The organism is Leisingera sp. SA215 (genome assembly GCF_055902035.1).
This window is the reverse complement of sequence record NZ_JBVVXU010000013.1, coordinates 60555-80451: the sequence shown is the minus strand read 5'-3', so window position 1 is coordinate 80451 and position 19897 is coordinate 60555. Positions and strand designations below refer to the sequence as shown.

The 19897-nt window shown below is 61.0% G+C and carries 16 protein-coding genes and 5 pseudogenes; 15 read left to right on the top strand and 6 right to left on the bottom strand.

The genetic code is table 11. The features are described from left to right. Window positions 1-291: 291 nt before the first annotated feature. From AC0KW6_RS14860 to AC0KW6_RS14825, 8 genes and pseudogenes are all read left to right on the top strand, one after another. Entirely contained in the window at window positions 292-492 is a 201-nt protein-coding gene (locus AC0KW6_RS14860) for a hypothetical protein (protein ID WP_416361562.1), read from the top strand. A gap of 41 nt (window positions 493-533) precedes the next feature. Further along, entirely contained in the window at window positions 534-1187 is a 654-nt protein-coding gene (locus AC0KW6_RS14855) for a hypothetical protein (RefSeq protein WP_474035292.1), read from the top strand. After that, window positions 1151-1432: a hypothetical protein gene (locus AC0KW6_RS14850; RefSeq protein ID WP_416361564.1), complete on the top strand. Its 282-nt coding sequence runs from the start codon at window positions 1151-1153 to the stop codon at window positions 1430-1432. Before AC0KW6_RS14855 ends, AC0KW6_RS14850 begins: the two co-directional genes overlap by 37 nt. Continuing rightward, window positions 1411-2266 (top strand): annotated as a pseudogene (locus tag AC0KW6_RS14845) (hypothetical protein); the annotation flags it as partial. The gene AC0KW6_RS14850 and the pseudogene AC0KW6_RS14845, both read left to right, overlap by 22 nt. A 2-nt stretch (window positions 2267-2268) precedes the next feature. After that, window positions 2269-3537, top strand: a pseudogene (locus tag AC0KW6_RS14840) (nitrous oxide reductase family maturation protein NosD). After that, window positions 3530-3661 (top strand): annotated as a pseudogene (locus AC0KW6_RS14835) (ABC transporter ATP-binding protein); the annotation flags it as partial. The pseudogenes AC0KW6_RS14840 and AC0KW6_RS14835, both read left to right, overlap by 8 nt. Before the next feature lie 34 nt (window positions 3662-3695). Next, window positions 3696-3872, top strand: a pseudogene (locus AC0KW6_RS14830) (ABC transporter permease); the annotation flags it as partial. Between the two features lie 10 nt (window positions 3873-3882). Continuing rightward, window positions 3883-4098 (top strand): nitrous oxide reductase accessory protein NosL, encoded by a 216-nt coding sequence (locus AC0KW6_RS14825; RefSeq protein ID WP_323782293.1) that lies wholly within the window; start codon window positions 3883-3885, stop codon window positions 4096-4098. A gap of 21 nt (window positions 4099-4119) precedes the next feature. Here the strand turns inward: AC0KW6_RS14825 and hisD are convergent, their stop codons facing one another. Beyond that, window positions 4120-5397, bottom strand: a complete 1278-nt coding sequence (gene hisD / locus AC0KW6_RS14820) for a histidinol dehydrogenase (RefSeq protein WP_474035291.1) — start codon at window positions 5395-5397, stop codon at window positions 4120-4122. A 153-nt stretch (window positions 5398-5550) separates the two neighbouring features. Then, window positions 5551-6522 carry a LysR family transcriptional regulator gene (locus AC0KW6_RS14815; protein ID WP_323782298.1) on the bottom strand — a complete coding sequence of 324 codons (972 nt, stop codon included), beginning with the start codon at window positions 6520-6522 and terminating at the stop codon, window positions 5551-5553. Window positions 6523-6729: 207 nt separating this feature from the next. On the opposite strand from AC0KW6_RS14815, the gene AC0KW6_RS14810 reads away from it, so the two are divergent. From AC0KW6_RS14810 to AC0KW6_RS14800, 3 genes are all read left to right on the top strand, one after another. Further along, a complete protein-coding gene (locus tag AC0KW6_RS14810; RefSeq protein ID WP_323782301.1) occupies window positions 6730-7725 on the top strand; it encodes a taurine ABC transporter substrate-binding protein in 996 nt (331 codons plus the stop codon). Window positions 7726-7803: 78 nt separating this feature from the next. Next, a complete protein-coding gene (locus AC0KW6_RS14805) occupies window positions 7804-8610 on the top strand; it encodes a taurine ABC transporter ATP-binding protein (RefSeq protein ID WP_474035290.1) in 807 nt (268 codons plus the stop codon). Beyond that, complete coding sequence (locus AC0KW6_RS14800; protein ID WP_323783576.1) at window positions 8607-9872, top strand: ABC transporter permease subunit; 1266 nt, start codon at window positions 8607-8609, stop codon at window positions 9870-9872. Before AC0KW6_RS14805 ends, AC0KW6_RS14800 begins: the two co-directional genes overlap by 4 nt. A 123-nt stretch (window positions 9873-9995) precedes the next feature. On the opposite strand, the pseudogene AC0KW6_RS14795 reads toward AC0KW6_RS14800, so the two are convergent. Together AC0KW6_RS14795 and AC0KW6_RS14790 are read right to left on the bottom strand one after the other, a co-directional pair. Further along, window positions 9996-10460: pseudogene (locus AC0KW6_RS14795) on the bottom strand (FAD-dependent oxidoreductase); the annotation flags it as partial. Further along, complete coding sequence (locus AC0KW6_RS14790; RefSeq protein ID WP_474035317.1) at window positions 10436-10723, bottom strand: LysR family transcriptional regulator; 288 nt, start codon at window positions 10721-10723, stop codon at window positions 10436-10438. The gene AC0KW6_RS14790 and the pseudogene AC0KW6_RS14795, both read right to left, overlap by 25 nt. 488 nt (window positions 10724-11211) lie before the next feature. Between AC0KW6_RS14790 and AC0KW6_RS14785 the strand changes: the two genes are divergently transcribed. From AC0KW6_RS14785 to AC0KW6_RS14770, 4 genes are all read left to right on the top strand, one after another. Continuing rightward, window positions 11212-12336: an extracellular solute-binding protein gene (locus AC0KW6_RS14785; protein WP_323783574.1), complete on the top strand. Its 1125-nt coding sequence runs from the start codon at window positions 11212-11214 to the stop codon at window positions 12334-12336. Window positions 12337-12504: 168 nt separating this feature from the next. After that, the gene (locus AC0KW6_RS14780) at window positions 12505-13617 is read left to right on the top strand and encodes an ABC transporter ATP-binding protein (protein WP_323783572.1); all 1113 of its coding nucleotides are present in this window, start codon (window positions 12505-12507) and stop codon (window positions 13615-13617) included. A 13-nt stretch (window positions 13618-13630) separates the two neighbouring features. Next, window positions 13631-14551 (top strand): ABC transporter permease, encoded by a 921-nt coding sequence (locus AC0KW6_RS14775; protein WP_323783570.1) that lies wholly within the window; start codon window positions 13631-13633, stop codon window positions 14549-14551. Beyond that, window positions 14548-15843 (top strand): ABC transporter permease, encoded by a 1296-nt coding sequence (locus AC0KW6_RS14770; protein WP_474035289.1) that lies wholly within the window; start codon window positions 14548-14550, stop codon window positions 15841-15843. The genes AC0KW6_RS14775 and AC0KW6_RS14770 overlap by 4 nt, the downstream gene beginning before the upstream one ends. Window positions 15844-15907: 64 nt before the next feature. Here AC0KW6_RS14770 and AC0KW6_RS14765 read toward each other — a convergent pair whose 3' ends face one another. Next, window positions 15908-16912, bottom strand: coding sequence for a helix-turn-helix domain-containing protein (locus AC0KW6_RS14765; RefSeq protein ID WP_474035288.1), 1005 nt, complete (start codon window positions 16910-16912; stop codon window positions 15908-15910). Between the two features lie 74 nt (window positions 16913-16986). Further along, the gene (gene gcvP / locus AC0KW6_RS14760) at window positions 16987-19845 is read right to left on the bottom strand and encodes an aminomethyl-transferring glycine dehydrogenase (RefSeq protein WP_323777645.1); all 2859 of its coding nucleotides are present in this window, start codon (window positions 19843-19845) and stop codon (window positions 16987-16989) included. Window positions 19846-19897: the final 52 nt, after the last annotated feature.

Here is a 19897-nt window from a genome sequence, read left to right as displayed (position 1 = left end):
CTGAGGATTAATGCGGAATTTTCGATTTATCTGGCATACATCAAATTGCGGCACTGAAGTTCGCTCTAGTATCAGCGGCGAATGCAGCAAGAGATTCTTGTACCAGATGCCGTGCACGACTTGCCTATCCACTGCTTGCCGCGCCGGGCTCCTCCTGCGGCTGGCAGGGGTGGCCCGGTGCGCAGCGATGTACCGGTGGCGCCGGTTCTGAAGGCGGGCGAAACCATTGCCTACGCCTTTCTGGCCTCCGATTTTGTGGGCACCACCGGCTAGAGCGGCAAGCCGATCCATGTGGTGGCTGCCACCGGCACCGATGCGGTTCTGGCAGGTGTGAAGCTGGTCAAACACTCCGAACCGATTGTGCTGATCGGCATCCCCAACGCCAAGATGGTCAAGCTGACTGAAAGCTACGCCGAACTGGACTGCGCTGGCGGGCGACGGCTCGATGCGGCGGATGACGCCGGACGTCGGCCTGATCAACGCGGCATTTGAGGTCACTGGTGACAGCCGTGCGATCAAGCGGCCGGAACCGGGTGCGGATGACATATGTCATCGACATGCACATGGCCCTGGTTTCCGTGCTCTTAATCGGCAAATCGCTGCTGGGCGAGGCCGAGTACCAGAACCTGCGGTCCTGGCTGAAGGAGGGCAAGAGCGCGATTCTGGTGCTGCGGCGCGGCAGCTACAGCTTCAAAGGGTCGGGCTATGTGCGCGACGGCATCTTTGACCGCATCCCGCTAATCCAGGGCGATGCCTCGGTGCGGTTTTTTGACAAGCAGCACAAGCGGCTTGGGGGACTGGCGGTGGCGGACAGCCCCATCTTTGGTGAGCTGGATCTGTTCAAGATCCCGGCAGATGCAGAACTTGATCGGGCAGAACCGTTCCGTCTGCAGCTACTGGTGCAGCGGTCGGTGGGCGCGCTGGAGCGGGCATTCCTGACCTTTGATCAGGGTTATAATCTGCCGGAGCAGTATCTGCTGCCTGCCGCACCTGCACCCAGGGTGGTTGCGGATGACACCGGCGAGGCCGCGGCAAAGGCGGCGCTGTGGCAGCGGATCTGGAAGGACAGCACGCTGGAGATCGGTGTGCTGGGGGTGATGCTGCTGGTTCTGACGGGGGTTTTCTTCTTGCAGTCCAGGCTACCGCGAACGTGCATATATTCGACTGGTTCCGCATCGGATACCTGACCGTCACCCTGGTGTTCCTGGGCTGGTACGCCAATGCGCAGCTGAGCGTGGTGAACCTGATGGCGCTGGCGGGTTCCTTGCGGAGCGGGTTTTCCTGGGGTGCTTTCCTGCTGGATCCGCTAGTTTTCATCCAGTGGTTTGCCGTCCCGCCGCGCTGCTGTTCTGGGGCCGTGGCGCCTATTGAGGCTGGCTGTGCCCGCTGGGGGCCGCGCTGGCGATCCCGGCCCGTGTGCGCTGCGACGTGATGAAATGCGACAGGATCATCGAGATCCCCAACGCCAAGGACATCCACGGGTTGCGCCCGCAAAAGTTCCCGCGCCCCGGCTATGTCTTTTTTAAGGGCGAGCACGAGGTGCCGCTGGTCAACCACGGCTAGATTCTGGATGATCCGTCGCAATACGTGAACATCTTCTCGGCCATTGACGGCGGCAGCTTGGAGGTCGCCTGGCAGGTGATCGTCTCAGCCAACCTCGATAACACCGATTGCGATTTCAGGGCAAATACGCCTATTCGACCTCCTGCAACTCGGAAATGGCATGACCCTGGCCGGGATGACCGAGAACGAGCAGCTGATCGGTATTTCCGGCGACAGATGAAGGTGGTCCGCGACGGCCCGACCTTTGCCGAGCCGCATGACTCGATCATCGTGCACCGCTCCAAGGTGAACCCGGTCAATATCTGGGACCGCAATGACCCGATGTGGGCCGAGGCAGGCAAACAGGCCGAGGCGGACGGGGTCGATCTGGACGACTGGCAGGACACCATCGCGCGCGACGGCGATAAGGTGCGGGTCTACATGTCGAGCCAGGCGCCAAACTTCAGTCTGGAGAAGTGCACCGTCAAGCAGGGCGATGAGGTCACCGTTTATGTCACCAATCTGGATGAAATCAGACGATCTGACTCACGGTTTCTGCCTGTCGAACGTCGGCGCCGCGATGAAGGTCGGGCCACAGGCGACTGCATCGGCCACCTTCAAGGCCGAGCGTCCGGGCGTGCATTGGTATTATTGCCAGTGGTTCTGCCACGCGCTGCACATGGAAATGCGCGGCCGGATGCTGGTCGAGCCGCGAAGCGCGTAAACATGAACCGGCTCCTGCCCATATCTTTGGTTGCGGCCATGACCTGCCTGACGTCTGCCTGGGCGGCAGACTGGGACGTGCCCAACCGGGCTGGGGCCATTGCGAAAACCCTGGCGCAGGCGGCGGATGGGGACACCCTCCACCACGCCCCCGGCGAAAATGCCAAAACACTGGTGCTGGACCGGCCGGTCGTTCTGGACGGGCAGGGCCACGCCACTTTGGACGGGCAAGGTTCGGGATCGGTGATAACCGTGACCGGGACCGGTGTGACCGTGCGGAACCTGACCGTTGTGGGCTCCGGCTCCTCGCATCGGGAAATCGACAGCGGCATCAAGCTGACCAAGACGGCCAAGGCGCCGCGGATCCTGAACAATGTGCTCTTGGGCAACCTTTACGGCGTTGATATTCACGGCGCCAAAGATAGGCTGGTCCTAGCCACCCGGACCGTAGGCCGCCTGGATCGCCATATGAATTCCAGCGGCAACGGGGTTTAAGTCTGGAATGCCTCGGTCGCGGTGGTGGACGGCAATGACATCCGCTTTGGCCGCGACGGTATCTTTGTGAACAGCTCCAGAAATAACAGCTTCATAAACAACACGTTCCGCGACCTTTGCTATGCTGTGCATTACATGTACGCCGACAATTTCGAGGTCTCGGGCAATGTCTCGATCGGCAATCACCTGGGCTTTGCGGTGATGTTTTCCAAACGGATCAAGGTAACCGGGAATGTCTCGCTGAATGACCGCGACCACGGGGTGATGCTGAATTATGCCAACCAGGGCGAGGTGCGCGGCAATTATGTGAAGGGCGCCAAGGGCAAATGCACCTTCTTTTAAAACGCGCACAAGAATGATTTGTCCGGCAACTGGTTTGAGGGCTGCGGTATCGGCATCCATTTCACCGCAGGCAGTGCCGGCAACCGGATGGTGGGCAATGCTTTCGCCGAAAACCGGCATCAGGTGAAGTTTGTGTCCACCAAATGGGTGGAGTGGAGCGAAGAGGGCCAGGGCAATAACTGGTCAGACTTCGCCGGTTTTGATGTGGACGGGGATGGCATTGCCGATGCGCCCTACCGTCCGAACGACAGCATGGATCATGTGCTGTGGACACAGCCGGCAGCGAAACTGCTGATGGGGTCGCTCGCGGTGCAGCTGGTGCGCTGGTCGCAGTCGACCTTCCCGGCGCTGCTGCCCGGCGGAGTGATCGACAGCCATCCGCTGATGCGGCCGGAGCGGCCAGAGGCCGCCAGAAAGCTTGAACAGGATGGATAACGCAAACTGCCTGCTGCAGATCCCCGCGCTGGACAAATTCCGCGGCAGGACACAGGTGCTGCGCGGCATCGACCAGGACATCGCGCCGGGCGAGCGGCTGGCGCTCTTGGGTGACAACGGCGCAGGCAAGCCGACGCTGATCAAGGCGGTGCTGGGCAGAGAGCCTGATAGCGCTGGGGCGGCTGGTGCTGACCTCGATCCTGTTGGGCGCGGTGTTCCTGGTGCTGGGCTGTGCGCTGTCGGCGCTGTCCAGCGGTACAACGGCCGCGGCCGGACTGCCGGCGGGTGTATGGCTGGTTTTTTTGGTGCTCTATGACCTGGGCCTGCTGGGGGCACCCCGGGACCATGAACTGGATTGATGCCAGCGATGCGCATTTCGTGGTCGGCCTCAACGTGGCCGGGGGCATGGGGGCGCCGGAAGTCGTGCCTTATGCCTCAGCGGAGTTGGCGGCGCGGTTCGCCTTCCGTCATGGCGGTACTGTTGCCGGGTTTGAGAGCATTCCCGACAACGCAGTGCTGGGGCCGGTGGATTTAGACCAGCATCTGGAGGCGCCGTTCTGAACGCTCCGCCGCCTTGAAGGCTCAGACCGCCTCCGGCTGCAGCCGCATCTCGGCAGCGATGGCGTGGCCTTCCATTCCTTCCATCCGGCTGATGCGGGCGGTGCGCTGGGCCAGTTCGTGCGAAGCGGCTGCGTTGCAGCGCTGCCAGGTCACGGTTTTGGTGAATTTATGCACCGACAGCCCGCCGGTATAGCGCGCCGCACCGCTGGTCGGCAGCACGTGGTTGGGGCCGGAGACCTTGTCGCCGAAAGACACCGTGGTCTCTTTGCCCAGAAACAGCGAGCCATAGGCGGTGAGGCGGTTCAGCCACCAATCCAGGTCCTCGGCCTGCACTTGCAGATGCTCGGGGGCGTAGCGGTCGGCCACCTGCGCGGCCTCCTCGCGGCTATCGCAGAGGACCACCTCGGCGCGCTCGTGCCAGGCGCGGTGGGCGGCGGAACGATTTGGCTCGGGCAGGGTTTCGATCAGCGATTGCGCCCGGGCCATGACGCCGTTGGCGAGGGCTTCGCTGGTGGTAACCAGCCAGACCGGGCTGTCGGCGCCATGCTCTGCCTGGCTGACCAGATCCCAGGCGACTGTTTTGACGTCGGCAGTGTGGTCGGCGATCACCAATGAGTCGGTGGGACCTGCAAACATGTCGATGCCGACCTCGCCGAACAGCATCCGCTTGGCCTCGGCCACGTAGGAGTTGCCGGGACCGACCAGAATGTCGGCGGGCTGAGCGCCGAACAGGCCCTGGGCCATGGAGGCGATGCCCTGTACGCCGCCCAGGTTCAGGATCAGATCGGCGCCGCAGAGATCCATCGCATAGACGATGGCATCGGGAATGCCGGTGCCGGGTCTGGTCGGGGAAACCGCCGTGATATGGGGCACTCCGGCCACCTTGGCAGTGGTGATCGTCATCAGCGCGCTGGCGATATGGCTGTAGCGGCCACCCGGCACATAGCAGCCTGCACTGGAAACCGGGATCTGCTTCTGTCCTGCAATCAGGCCCGGAATGACCTCCACTTCGCATTCGCCCATCGTGGCCTTCTGCGCCTCGGCAAAGCGGCGGATGTTGGCATGCGCGAACTGGATGTCCTCCTTCATCTGCTGCGAAACTCGGCTGCCGGCGGCACGTCGCTGGGCGTCGGTCACCACGATGGGGCCGGTCCAGCCGTCGAGCTGTTCTGCATAACGGCACACCGCGTCTTCACGGTCGCGTGCGATATCGGCCAGCATTGCGGCAACGGTATCGCGGATATCGCTGTTTTCGGCTGCCGGGCGGGGCTGGGCCTGTTTCAGATAAGTGATTGCCATGGGGTCAGCTCATTTTTCAAAAGAGGGCCGCCGGATGTGCTGGATCAGCACGGTGCGGATTGCGCCTAAAACAGCGTCCGGCAGGCCGAACGGTCAAGCGGCGGCCTGCCGGTTTCGAGAAAGACGGATGTTTGTTTCTAATTGCTGGCGGGACTAGGTGTCCTTTGCCGGAAGCGTGCGGAACTCTTCGGCCAGCCAAGGAAAGCACGTGCTGATCGGATCGGTGAAGTGGTGGCGCAGGGATTTTTGCAATGCTTGATGGATCAGTTGCGACGTGGCTGCCGGATAGACGCTGGTGGTGAACAGCGACACTGTGCGCGCAAAGTTCTTGCCGGGAAACCGGACCACCTTGACCCTGTTATGAAAGCGCTGGGCGCGGTGGTAGCTGGCGGCGGTGGTGATGGTCCAGCCGCTGCCTTCGGACACCAGCCCGATGATCGATTGGTTGCATTCCAGTTCAAACCGGTTGGGCAGCGAGATCTTGAGCCGGGTCAGCTGGGTTTCGATTTGTTTGCCAATCGTGTGATCGCGGGAATAGCGCAGGAAGGGCAGAGCCGCATCGGCTTTGGTCAGCTCCTCGACGTTGCCGGAATATCCGACGGGCAGCACCAGGATGAAGGGATCACGCATCAGCGGATATTCGATCAGGTCCGGCAGCAGCCCGGCGGGACGTGTGGCAACACCGGCATCCAGTTTTTGCTCCTGCAGCTTTTCAATGATCTCGTGGCTGGGCCGTGTGTAGTGGCGGAAACTGCAGCGAGGCAGGGCGGTAGACAGAAACTGAAACAATTCCGGGCCGACCTCGTTGTCGAAATCATCGAGTAAGGCCATCCGCAGGTCGGTTGCGTGCTGCCAGCTGCCGGACCGGATTTCCGCCTCGCCGCGCTTTAGCGTCATCAGCCCGTCATAGACATAGCGGGCAAAGACCACGCCTGCGGGGGTCAGCCCCATCGGCCGCCGTGTGTGGTCCACCAGACCCACGCCAAGCGCGCTTTCCAGGCTGCGCAGGTGATTGGATACTGTGCTGATCGACAGGCCGGTTTCTGCGGCGACCTTTTGTATCGATCCCGATTTCGAGATCAGCTGGAACACTTCCAGCCAGCGCAGACTCAGCGTCTTTTGCATATGCCGTCCTCCCTTGCCGCCTGCATATGCGGTTCGCTGATTTGCGTAAAGATATCCGTGAAAAGCGGAACTAAGTTTGGCTTTGGCCGCAAGAGTAATTTTATTCTACAGCGGACTATCTTCCCGGATATGGTTTGCAGTGTAAAAATTTAAGCCTTGAGGCCCGCAACGAACGGGTCCGGCGCATCAACCGGGAGAATCTTTAAAATGATCAAAAAGTACCTGCTTTCAGCAATCTGCGCAGCTGCAGCCTCAATTTCGGCTGTGAATGCCTCTGATTTGGATGAGATCACCGTGGCCTATTTCCTAGAATGGCCGATGCCGTTCCAGTTTGCCAAGGCCAATGGCACCTATGAGGAAGAGTTGGGTGTCAAGATCAACTGGGTCTCCTTCGACACCGGCACCGCAATGTCGGCAGCGATGGCGTCGGGCGATGTGCAGATCGCGGTGAGCCAGGGTGTGCCGCCGTTTGTCGTGGCTACGTCCGCCGGACAGGACATCCAGATCGTAGATGTGGCCGTCAGCTATTCCGACAATGACAATTGTGTGGTGGCTGAGGCTTTGGAAATCGATAAGACCAGCGCCGGTGAACTGGCGGGCAAGAAAGTGGGTGTGCCGATTGGTACTGCCGCGCATTACAACTTCCTGTCGCAGATGTCGCATTTCGGTGTTGATATCAGCTCGATGGAGATCGTCGATATGGCGCCTGCCGATGGCGCCGCCGCCTTTGCCCAGGGTAATCTGGACATGGTCTGCGGCTGGGGCGGCGCACTGCGGCGGATGGTCGAGCATGGCAACGTGCTGCTGACCGGCGCGGAAAAAGAAGAGCTGGGCATTCTGGTGTTTGATGTGACCAGCGCACCGGCAGAGTTCATTGCTTCGGACAGCGAACTGCTGAGCCAATTTCTGAAGGTGACCGCAGATGCCAATGCAATGTGGAACTCCGGCGATCACAAGGACGAGATGCTGCCGGTGATTGCTAAGGATGCCGGTATGGATCTGGCCGATGCGGAAGGCACAATTGCCACCTTCACTTTCCCCTCGGCTGAGGACCAGCTGTCCGAAAAATGGCTGGGCGGCGGTGCTCAAAGCTTCATGAAGGGCGTGGCGGATGTGTTTGTGAAAGCGGGCAGCATGGAAGCGGCGCTGGAGTCCTATGATGGCGCCGTGAACAGCGAACCGCTGGCAGCTGCGCTGAACTGAGCCGCGACAATCCTATGAAGGTGAACGGCCCGTTAACCGGGCCGTTTGCATCCGTGGCTTAAGCAGGAAGGGGGAAAGATGTCAGGACTGGACATCAAAAATGTCTCCATGCGTTTCGATCTGCCCAACGGCAGTTCGGTTCAGGCGCTGAAAGACGTTTCATTGAGTTTGAAGGCAGGTGAGCTGATGTCGGTGCTGGGGCCTTCGGGCTGCGGCAAGACCACGCTCTTGAACATTCTGGCCGGGTTTCTGGCCCCCACGGAAGGCGCGGTTGAGCTGAACGGCCATATCGTGACCGGGCCGGATGCCGAACGCGGCATGGTCTTTCAGAAGGGCGCGCTGTTTGAGTGGATGAACGTGCGTGACAATGTGGAATTCGGGCCGCGCATGAAGGGCATGGCGCGGTCGGAGCGAGAGAAGATCTCGGATCATCTGTTGGAAATCGTCGGTTTGCAGGATTTCAAGGAAAAGGCGGTGTACGAGCTGTCTGGCGGCATGCAGCAGCGTGTGGCGCTGGCCCGCTGCCTGGCGAATGAGCCGGATGTGATCCTGATGGACGAGCCGCTGGGCGCGCTGGACGCGCTGACGAGGGAGAAGATGCAGGGCCTGGTGCTGAAGCTGTGGAAGGAGACCGGCAAGACCATCATCCTGATCACCCACTCGGTCGAAGAAGCGCTGCTGCTGGGCGAGCGGCTGATCGTAATGGCGCCGCGGCCGGGCCGTATTCACCGCGAATACAACCTGCCCTTTGCCGAACGCGGGGTGAATGCCGACCTGCGCGACGTCAAGAAATCCGAAGGTTTTGCCGAGACCCGGGATGAGATCCTTTCAATGATCTGGGAGATGGAAGAGGAAATCATGGGCCGGACGGAGCAAGTGGCATGACAGTCCTCATTTTCTATATCGCGCTGTTTTCCGGAGCCTTTTTCCTGGTGCAGCTCATCCGCAGGGGCATGCAGTCGCGGCAGGATTTCACCAGCCTGAAAACCGTGACCTTTGGCGACGAAAGCGCTGTTACACCGGACCGGGCAGCGTCGATCATTTCGGTTCTGGCGATCTTTGTAATCTGGGCCGCCTTTACCGGCTCCAAGCTGTTTCCCCTTCACGTGCCTGGCCCGTTTACCGGTGAAACCCGATTTACCTATACGCTGGAGACTGCGGATGGAGCCACTGATGACGCCAATATCACTGTCCGGGTGGCCGGGTTTGGCGAGGAAAGCGCGAATTTCGAAGTGGATCCCGGAGACGGTTTTGCCAAGGATGATGCTATGGCGGCACAGGCCGGGCGCTCCACCATCCTGATCTTTGACAAAAATGACGAGGCCAAACGCAGGCAAGGCGCCAGGATCGTTGCCATCAATGGTGAACCGATTGCGGCTGGCACAGCGGTGGATACGGGTGATGGCAAGGTGACGCTGACCGGCAAGGGGGCGATCAGCTTTACTCCGCATGGCGGGATGCAGATGAACCCGATCTGGCTGCCTGCTCCGGAAACGGTGGTGGCGCGGTTCTTTGAGATTGCCTCGGTGGGCTATCAGAACTTCTCGCTGTGGCAGCATTTGGGCTGGTCGCTGACACGGGTGATCGTGGGGTTTGTCACCGGGGCGATTGTCGGTATTCCCCTGGGCTATGCCATGGGTCTGTCGGGCTGGTTTCGCGGCTGGTTCGACCCGATTGTCGAATTCATGCGGCCAGTGCCGCCCTTGGCGCTGATCCCGCTGGTGATCATCTGGTTCGGCATCTGGGAGACCGGCAAGATCGTGCTGCTGTTCCTGGCGGCGCTGTGGATCATGACGATTGCGGCGCGGGCCGGGGTTTCGGGGGTCAATATCTCGAAAATCCACGCGGCCTATTCGCTGGGCGCCTCCAAGTGGCAGATCATGCGCCACGTGATCGTGCCGAACTCTCTGCCGGAGATATTCACCGGTGCGCGGGTGGCAATGGGCGTCTGCTGGGGCACGGTTGTGGCGGCGGAACTGGTTGCTGCACAAAAAGGGGCTGGCATGATGATCATCGCCGCTTCGAAGTTCCAGCTGACCGATATCGTGATCATGGGCATCGTGCTGATCGGCATCATCGGCTATGGCATCGACATTCTGATGCGCAAGGCCGAGAATTGGCTGGTGCCCTGGAAAGGCCGCAGCTGATCCGAGGACCAGTTACCGAAATGAAAACGCCCGGGGATTATCCCGGGCGTTTTGCTGTTTGGCAGAGGCTCAGCCCCGGATGCGTTCGAAGCCCGGGTGATAATGTGAGCGGGCTATGGCCGTGGCCGCAGTTGCCTCGTCCTTGGTCATGCCGTGATGGTTCAGCAGGCAGCCAAGGCCAACCTCGCCAAAGCGCCAGGCCCCGGCGCCGCAGAACATCCGCTTTAGGAAGCTGTGGCGGTCCGTGCTGGTGATTTCAATCCGGTTGAAGCCGTTGACCTCGGCCAGGCCCACGTTTTCCTGCATGTTCTTCACTGCTGCGGCGATTATATCGAAAGCCTCGTCAATGTTAAAGCTGAGCGCGGGGTGAGCGTCCGCTGAGGGCTTAATGTAACCGACCCGTTCCCCCCGTCCCCCCCGGTTCACGACAGTGAATTCGGCACCTTCCTCAGCCATCACCGGCGTTAGCGGCGTGGTTTTTGCCGGGCGCCCGGCGGGGCGGAGATCGTGCGGGAAATGGAGGCGGAATTCGTTCTGGAGGTCCTCGATTGCCCTCAGCGCGATCAGCTCCACATTGGTTTGGGTGGTGATAGGAATACGGCGAGCTCATGTATGATGTCGCTTTCGAAGCCCTCAATCGTGGCAAGCCGAAGATAACTTGCCCCGGAAATGTTTCCGGCCGAAGCTTCGGGCTTGGCCTTGCGGATCACGTGCAGCACATCACCGATAGTGGCCAAGAACACCTGCCCCTTGGGTGTCAGCACCATCGGGCGGCGGCTATGATTGAACAGCTCCGCACCCAAGTGATCCTCAAGATTGCGAAGGTAGTGCGAGAGGGTACTGACCGACAGACCGGTCTCATCGGGCGCATCCTGCAGTCACCCGTTGCGGGCGGATTGGCCAGGCATCGGATATGTCTCCCGCAATACCGCAGCTGCGTCATGAGGAGCTTCATCGTTTCCGGCCCATTGGTGGCAAGAGGCTGAAACCCAAGGCCTGGCAGGATGTGCCTGGGCTGTCGCACAGGCAATCCGCTCCTTGCGCAGTTGCTTTACGGGCCCGCGGGGCAAATGCTGCCGCATTGTAAGGGTTTAAGAACATTGACGCCTCGCGCCGGCGGGCGCACACTACAGCCTCAGCGAAGGTTTTTAGAAGCCGAGCATTGCTGTGGAGGATATTCAACTGCGCCGAAACCGGCAGTGTGCAAAGCCGGACTGAAACAGTTCTGGCCTTATGGGGTTTGCAAACTGTCACTTTAAGAGGCGCGAACGGCACCGCAAGAATTTACAGTTGAAACAACAAAAACAACAAACAACAGTCCAAAGGGAGATTACTGGATATGTCAGCAAAGACTTCACTAAACCGCCGCACGGTGCTGAAAAGCGCAGGCGCCGCGGCACTGGCGGCGCCTCTTTATTCAAAAAGCGCATTGGCGTCTTCGGGCGAAATCAACATCCTGATGTGGTCGGACTACCTGCCGCCGGAATTCATTCAGGGCTTCGAGGCCAAGACCGGCATCAAGGTGAACTACACCGGAATCGGCTCGAACGAGGAAATCATCAACAAGATGAAGGCCACCAAGGGCCAAGGCTTTGACATCGTTTCGCCGACCAACAACCGCTCGCTGCAGTGGGGTCCTCTGGAACTGCTGAAGCCGTTCGACATGAGCAAGGTCAATGTTGACGCAGTGAACCCGGCGATGGCCAAGATCGGCACCGATGCCTGGAACTTTGGCGGTTCGGGCGTGCATTGGCTGCCGCATATCTGGGGCACCGAAGGCATCGCTTACCGCACCGACAAATGGCTGCCTGCGGGTGACGCTCCGTCTTATGGCGATGTCTGGTCGGAAGAAAATGCCGGCAAGACCATGGGCCGGGCGCATTCGATGATGCTGGGTGCGGGTCTTTTCATGGAAGCTTCGGGCGAAATGGAGCCTGGCTCGATCTGGGCCGCTTACGAGGACGAGGAAACCATGCGCAAGGTCTGGGGCCAGGTCACCGATTGGTGCGTGGCGCGCAAGGACCGGATCAAGCTGATCTGGAACGACGCCGACACCCAGAAGAACGGTCTGCTGAACGAGGGCGTGGTGGTTGGCCAGACCTGGGACGGCCCGCCGCTGGCGCTGAAATCCGCTGGCGAGCCGGTGCATTACCAGGCGCCGGTAGAAGGCGCGATGGCTTGGGTCGACGGCATTTCGATGCCGGTCGGGGCCAAGAATGAGGAACAGGTTTACGCCTTTGTCTCCTATGCTTACGAGCAGGAACCGGCAGGCAAGGCTATCGACAGCCATGGCTACAATTCGCCGGTTCTGGGTGCTGACAACCATTCGGGCGATGTTTACAAGAAAAACTTTGCCGAAGCCTATCCGGGCAATTCGCTGGCCAATTTGAACCCCTGGCCGGCCGAGGCGCCGTGGTATGCGGACGTGCGGACCGAGTTCGTCAACAAGTTCAAGAGCGCCTAAGCGAAGCGCCTGATCACGCGGCCCCCCGGGAGTTTTCTTCCGGGGGCCGGTTCCGTTCCGCCGGCAGACAGCCGGAGCGGTGCCTTCAACAAGAATAAAAGGGAAGCAGGTTCTGCGAGGCCGGTGGAGTTCCACCGGAAGGGGATCTGTACCCTGGGGAGAAATCAAATGGGTTCTGGGGTCGGTGTTGATCTCGAAAATCTTTGGATCCGTTTCGGTGACTTTGTTGCCGTGCGTGATGCCAATGTGAACATCAATGGAGGAGATTTTTTCTCTTTCCTGGGCCCCTCGGGCTGCGGCAAGACCACAATCCTGCGGGCGGTTTCGGGATTTCTGGAACCAAGTGACGGCCGGGTGCTGATCGGCGGCAATGACATGAAGGGGATTGGCCCCAACAAGAGACCCACCGCGCTGATCTTCCAGAATCTGGCGCTGTTTCCGCTGATGAAAGTTTGGGAAAACATCACCTTTTCGATGGAAATCAAGGGCGCATCAACCCGCGAGCGACGCAAGCGCGCGGATGAGCTTTTGGACATGATCGCGCTGCCGGGGCAGGGCGACAAGCTGCCCAGCGAGCTGTCGGGCGGCCAGCGTCAGCGGGTGGCGATTGCGCGCGCCCTTTGTGCAGAGCCGGACGTTCTGCTGCTGGATGAACCCCTGTCAGCGCTGGATCTGAAACTGCGCCAGCACATGCGCACCGAGCTGCGCGAAATCCAGCAACGCGTCGGCATTACTTTCATCTACATCACCCATGATCAGGGAGAGGCGCTGACCATGTCCGACAATATCGCGGTGATGAAGGCGGGGGTGATCGACCAGATCGCCGATGGCAAGACCATCTACAATGACCCCGCCACCGCCTTTGCCGCGTCGTTCGTCGGCGAAAACAACGTGTTTCGCGGCAAGGTCAAGCGGGTGATGGGAAATGAGGCACTGATCGCAACCAATCGTTCGGGCGACCTTCTGGCGCGGATTTCGACCGCCAATCAGGGCCGCATGAGCGAAGGCGACGAGGCGATGATGTTCATCCGCCCCGAGGCCTTTGCGCTGGCAGGCGACGGTGCTGCAGGCCGCAATCTGGTCTCGGCGAGGGTCAACCACGAGGAGTTCGAGGGCAATGCCTTCAACATCTTCATGGAGGGCGACGGTGGCAAGGAGCTGAAGGTCTCGATCCCCAATGTGGGGCAGTCCTTTGACGATCACACCGGTCAGAACATCACCCTGCAGTACGCCACGGAAAACGCAGTTGCCGTACCCGCAGGTGAGCTGGCCGCGGAATGAGGGGGCGCACGCCATGCCAGTCTTCCTGAAGGAATTCTTCAAGCGCAACGGCACCGGCATGGGCAGCCTGATGCTGGGCCTGGTCCTGTTCTGGACCATCGGCCTGATCATCCTGCCGCAGCTGTCGATGCTCGACTTTTCGTTCCGGACCAACCTGCCGCCGCCAGAGATCGGCGGCCCCAGGGATGTCTATACGTTTGAAAACTACAAATATCTTGTGTTCGGTCCGGAAGGCGGCGGCCAGACCTACAATGCCGTCGATCTCAATGTTTTCTTCCGCACCCTGGTGGCGGCGGTCTGCGTCACCATCTTCAACCTCATCCTGTGCTACCCGATCGCTTATTACCTGGCCCAGACCAAGGGCAATCACATCCGCATCTTTGCGCTGATGCTGATCATCCCCTACTGGATCAACGAGATCCTGCGGGCGTTCGCCCTGCGTATCATCTTCGGAGAGACCGGGGTTTTGAACAATGCACTGGTGGGGCTGGGAATTTTCGACACGCCGTTTGATTTCATCCGCAATGACATCGCGCTTTATGCCGGTTTGGGCTACGCATACATCCTGCTGATGATCTTTCCGATCTACAACGTGATCGAGAGCCTGGACCGCAACCAGATCGAGGCGGCACGCGATATGGGCGCCAGCTGGGCCAAGATCCACCAGCGGGTGGTTATCCCTTATGCCAAGCCGGGCATCTCCTCGGGCTGCACCATGGTGTTCATGCTGTCGGCGGGCGCGCTGGCGGCACCGCAGATCCTTGGCGGGCCGTCGAGCCTGTGGTTCACGCAGCTGATCTATCAGCAGTTCAATGACAATTCCGACTGGCCGCAGGGCGCGGCCTATGCGGTGGTGCTGCTGGTGACCTGTATCCTGTTGGTGCTGGCGATCATGCGGCTGTTCAAGGTGAACATGGGGGATATCGGCAAATGAAGAACCTGTCTTTCATGCGCCTGAGCCTCTGGGTCTATCTGGGAATCTTCTTTGCCTATCTTCTGGGCCCGCTGGTGATCATGTCGGCCACCGCCTTCAACTCGCCGTCTTTCCCGCGGATGACCCCGTGGGAGTGCCTGACGTTCGAGTGGTTTTCGGCGCTGTTTCAGGACGAACGCATCCTGAACGGGATCTGGAATTCGATCCTGGTGGGTGCGGGCACAGTTGTGCTGTCGGTGGCGATGGGGCTCGCAGGCGCGCTGATGCTGACGCAGATCTGGCCTAAGTTGCGCGCGACCTATTACACGATCATCATCGCGCCGATCCTGATCCCCGGCGTGGTCATTGGCATCTCGACCCTGGTGTTCTGGGACCGGATCAATCGGATGCTGGGGCTGGGGGCGGACAGCTGGCTGTCGAACGGTCTGTTCCTGACCATCATCGGCCAGTCGACCTTCATCGCCAGCTACTGCATGCTGGTGCTGGTGGCGCGGCTGCAGCGCTATGACGTTGCACTGACCGAGGCCGCGCTGGATCTGGGCGCCACCCATGCCCAGGCCTTCCGCAAGGTGCTTTTGCCGTTTATGCGGCCGGCGATTGCGAGCGCTGCGGTGCTGGCGTTTCTCGCGAGCTTTGAGAACTACAACACCACCACTTTCACCTTTGGCGAATACCCGACGCTGACCATCGAACTGGCACAGAAGGTGCGGTACGGCATCACCCCGGCGATTTCGGCGCTGGCCTTTATCATCGTGGTGCTGACCGTGTTTGCGGCGCTGGCGAACGAGGCCGGCATCCGGCGCAAGGAATTGGTGGCGGCGGCGCGCAGGAAGGCCACAGTAGCGGAGCTGGAAAGCGGCAGGCTGCAGCTGCCCGGGTTCTTGAGCTCCAATGTTGCAGCAATGGTGCTGGTGGTTGTGGCCTGTGCGACGGTGGCAGTGGTGGGCACTGCAACCGTCTACAGCCCGCAGCAATGCATTGCGGAAGTGCAGGAGCAAAAGCGCCTGGAGACAGAAGAACGCATCCAGGAGCTGCGCCGTCAGCGCGAGTTGCGCCGCCAGCAGCAGGAAGCAGAGCAGGGCAGCACCGCGCCAGCCCGGCCTGCACCCTCCACCGGCACCGGCAACAACTCCGGCTTTGGCGGTGTCTTTGCACCAGGCAGCCTGTCAGGGGATGAGGAGGATGGAGCCGAGACGGTGGAGGAACCGCAGAACCAAAACTCCGGTTTTGGTAATGTCTTTGACCCCGGCGCCCTTTCGAATGAGGGTGCGGAAAGCGGTTCAGGTAACTGAACCGGGCTCAAACAAACAAAAGGCGGCCTTGCGGCCGCCTTTTCATGATTGATCCCGCTTATTTTCAGGCGGCAGAACCTGCCGGGTGTCTGTCCGCGTAGTATTGTTTGCGGAAAGCCAGCGGGCTGGTTTTGTATTCCCGCTTGAACCAGTCGGTGAGGCTGCTGCGCGAGCCAAAGCCGGTGGCGGCAGCGATCTCGGCCAGCGGCAGGGTAGTGTGCAGCAACAACTGGCGGGCCTTCTCAATCCGCAGCTTGCGATACGCCGCCAGCGGGCTGGTTCTGGTCTTTTGCTGAAAGCGGCGTTCCAGCTTGCGCGGAGAGACGCCGGCCTTCTGGGCAATGTCGCGGATCAAAAGCGGCTCTTCGAGGTTTTGTTGCATCAGGTCGAGGATCTTGACGATCAGGGTGTCGCCCCCGGCGGCCTGACGCAGTTGCAGCGATATTTTGGATTGCTCCGATGCCGGGCCAAAAGCCAGGCCGAGGTAGTCGCAGACTGCATCGGCGATGAACGGTCCGCGGTCGGCGCGCAGGAAGCCGGCCAGCAGGCGCAGCGCGGCAAAGCTGCTGACGGCGGTGCTGATGCGGCCGGCGGCAGTGGTCAGGGTGCCCGCCGGGGCGCAGGTCAGCTGCTCTTCCTCTGCGGCGGCAGCAAAATTTGAATGAACGGCGGTCTCGGAGACCGCCTGCAGCCCGGACTCGGCCAGCAGGAAGATGGCGCTGCCGGAAAACAGGCAGCGCTGGGCCTGGCGGCAGATCCGTTGCAGGCTGGCCTTTTCACCGGAATTGAGCGGCCATCGGCTGGAAATGCCGCCCAGGAAAATGACCGTCTGCGGTTTCCAGCCCTCGGGCACGGCACGCATTTGCGAGCAGAAATTGCGCACGGCGGTGCGGTAGCCGCTGTCTGGGAATAAGTCGTTGGCAGCGCGGAAGACTTCGCAGATCATCTGCGCCGCGGCGGGCGGCTCTGCCTGCGGCAGAATGATCTCGATATCGTGAAAGCGGGCCTGCGGCGCGCTGTCTGCGGAGGGCCGGGGAGCTGGCACGGTCAGCGGTTCGAGACGGGACATCATTCTCTCCTCTGAGCGGGTCATGCGGGGATGCCCTGCCGGGCTGGGCCGGCAGGGCGCGGAGCCTGAATAGATCAGGCTTCGTTTTCTTCGTAGTCCGACATCGGCGGGCAGGTGCAGATCAAGTGGCGGTCGCCATAGGCGTTGTCCACCCGGTTCACTGCCGGCCAGTATTTGTCGACACCGAGGTTGCCGGGAGGGAAGCAGGCCTGTTCGCGGCTGTAGGGACGGTCCCATTCCCCCACAAGGTCGCGCACCGTGTGCGGCGCGTGCTTGAGCGGGTTGTTCTCGGGGTCAATCTTGCCATCGATGATGTCCTGCGCCTCCGAGCGGATCGACAGCATCGCCTCGCAGAAGCGGTCCAGCTCGTCCTTGGGCTCGGATTCGGTCGGTTCCACCATCAACGTCCCCGCCACCGGCCAGGACATGGTTGGGGCGTGGAAGCCCGAGTCGACCAGACGCTTGGCGACGTCGTCCACGGTGACGCCGCCGTCATCCGCCAGCGGACGGGTGTCCAGGATGCATTCATGCGCCACACGACCCGTTTCCGAGGTGTAGAGGATCTTGTAGGCATCCTTGAGGCGCGCGGCGATGTAGTTGGCGTTGAGGATCGCCACTCTGGTCGCCTGGGTGAGGCCTGCACCGCCCATCAGCAGGCAGTAGGCCCAACTGACCGGCAGGATCGACGGCGAGCCGAACGGAGCCGCCGAGACCGGACCCACGGCAGTGCCGTATTCCGGGTGGCCCGGCAGGTGCTCGGTCAAATGCGCCTTGACGCCGATCGGACCCATGCCGGGGCCGCCGCCGCCATGCGGAATGCAGAAGGTCTTGTGAAGATTCAGGTGGCTGACGTCGCCGCCGATGTCGCCGGGGCGCGACAGACCCACCATGGCGTTCATGTTGGCGCCGTCGATATAGACCTGGCCGCCGTGATCATGGGTGATCTGGCAGACTTCCTGCACGGTGGTTTCAAATACACCATGGGTCGACGGGTAGGTGATCATGCAGGCCGCAAGATTATCGCTGTGCTGCTCGGCTTTGGCACGGAAGTCGGCGGTGTCGATGTTGCCTTTGTCGTCTGCCTTCACCGGGATCACCTTGTAGCCCACCATCTGTGCCGACGCCGGGTTGGTGCCGTGCGCCGAGGTCGGGATCAAGCAGATGTTGCGATGCGCTTCGCCCCGGGCCGCATGGTAGTTGCGGATGGTCAGAAGCCCTGCGTATTCGCCCTGCGCACCGGAGTTCGGCTGCTGGGAGATTGCGTCATAGCCGGTGATCTGGCACAGCTTGACATTCAGATCGTTAATCATCTGGTGATAGCCCTGCGCCTGGTCTTCCGGGCAGAAGGGGTGCAGGTTGCCGAATTCCGGCCAGGTGACCGGGATCATCTCGATGGTGGCGTTCAGCTTCATGGTGCAGGAGCCCAGCGGGATCATCGCCCGGTCCAGCGCCAGGTCGCGGTCGGCCAAGCGGCGCATATAGCGGGTGATCTCTGCCTCGGCCCGGTTCTTGTGGAAAATCGGGTGGGTCAGATACTCGCTTTCACGCAGCGCGTAGTCGGGCAGGCGGTAGGCGCGGTTCTTGACGCTGTCGTCTTTCTTGGCAATGCCGAAGGCACCCCAGACGGCTTCGATGGTCTCAGCCCGGGTCTGTTCGTCCAGCGAAACACCGATACGGTCTTCACCCACTTTGCGCAGGTTCACACCGCGGGCAACGGCTGCTTCCATCACGGTTTTCTGCAGCGGGCCGACCTCGACAGTAATGGTGTCGAAGAAGACTTCCGGTTCCACCTTGAAGCCGTGCTCTTCCAGGCCGGCAGCCAGGCGCGAGGTTTTACGGTGCACCGACTGGGCAATCGCCTTGATGCCGTCGGGGCCGTGGTAGACCGCATACATCGACGCGATCACCGCCAGCAGCGCCTGTGCGGTACAGACGTTGGAGTTTGCTTTTTCGCGGCGGATGTGCTGTTCGCGGGTCTGCAGCGCCAGACGGTAGGCCTTGTTGCCGCGGGCATCGACCGAGACGCCGATGATGCGGCCGGGCATGGCGCGTTTCAGTTTGTCGGTGGTCGCCATATAGGCCGCGTGCGGGCCGCCATAGCCCATCGGAACGCCAAAGCGCTGGGTTGAGCCGATGGCGATGTCGGCGCCCATTTCACCGGGCGACTTCAGCAGCGCCAGCGACAGGATGTCGGCGGCGACAACAGCAATGCCCTTATGCTCATGAATGGCTTCGATTTCCGATGTGAAATCGCGCACATGGCCGTGAGTGCCCGGATACTGGAAGATCGCGCCAAAGACTGCGCCCGGGTCCAGGTCATCGGGATCGGCAACTACCACGTCGATGCCCAGCGGCTCGGCGCGGGTCTGGATCACAGCGACGGTCTGCGGGTGGCAGTTCTTGTCGACAAAGAAGGCGGCATTGTTCGCCTTGGAGCGCGAACCGCGGTGCGCCATCGCCATAGCTTCGGCGGCGGCGGTGGCTTCGTCCAGCAGCGACGCGTTGGCAATGTCCAGGCCGGTAAGGTCGCTGACCATGGTCTGGAAGTTCAGCAGTGCCTCAAGACGGCCTTGGGAAATTTCCGGCTGATAAGGAGTATAGGCGGTGTACCAGGCCGGGTTTTCCAGGATGTTGCGCAGGATCGGCGCCGGGGTGGTGGTGCCATAGTAGCCCTGGCCGATCAGCGAGGTCAGCACCTTGTTCTTGGAGGCGACTTCTTTCATGTGGAACAGCGCGTCGCGCTCGGTCATCGCCGGACCCCAGTCCAGCGCCTCTTTCTGGCGGATGGCGGGCGGCACGGTGGCGTCGATCAGCTCGTCCAGGGTTTTGAAGCCGATCACCTGCAGCATGTCGGCCATCTCGCGCGGAGAGGGGCCGATGTGGCGCCGGTTGGCGAAGTCGTAGGCTTCGTAATCGGTGAGTTTAAAGGCCATGTCTATGGGTCCTTGTCTGGGGCAATGGACCCCGCCAGGCGGTCCCGGCGGG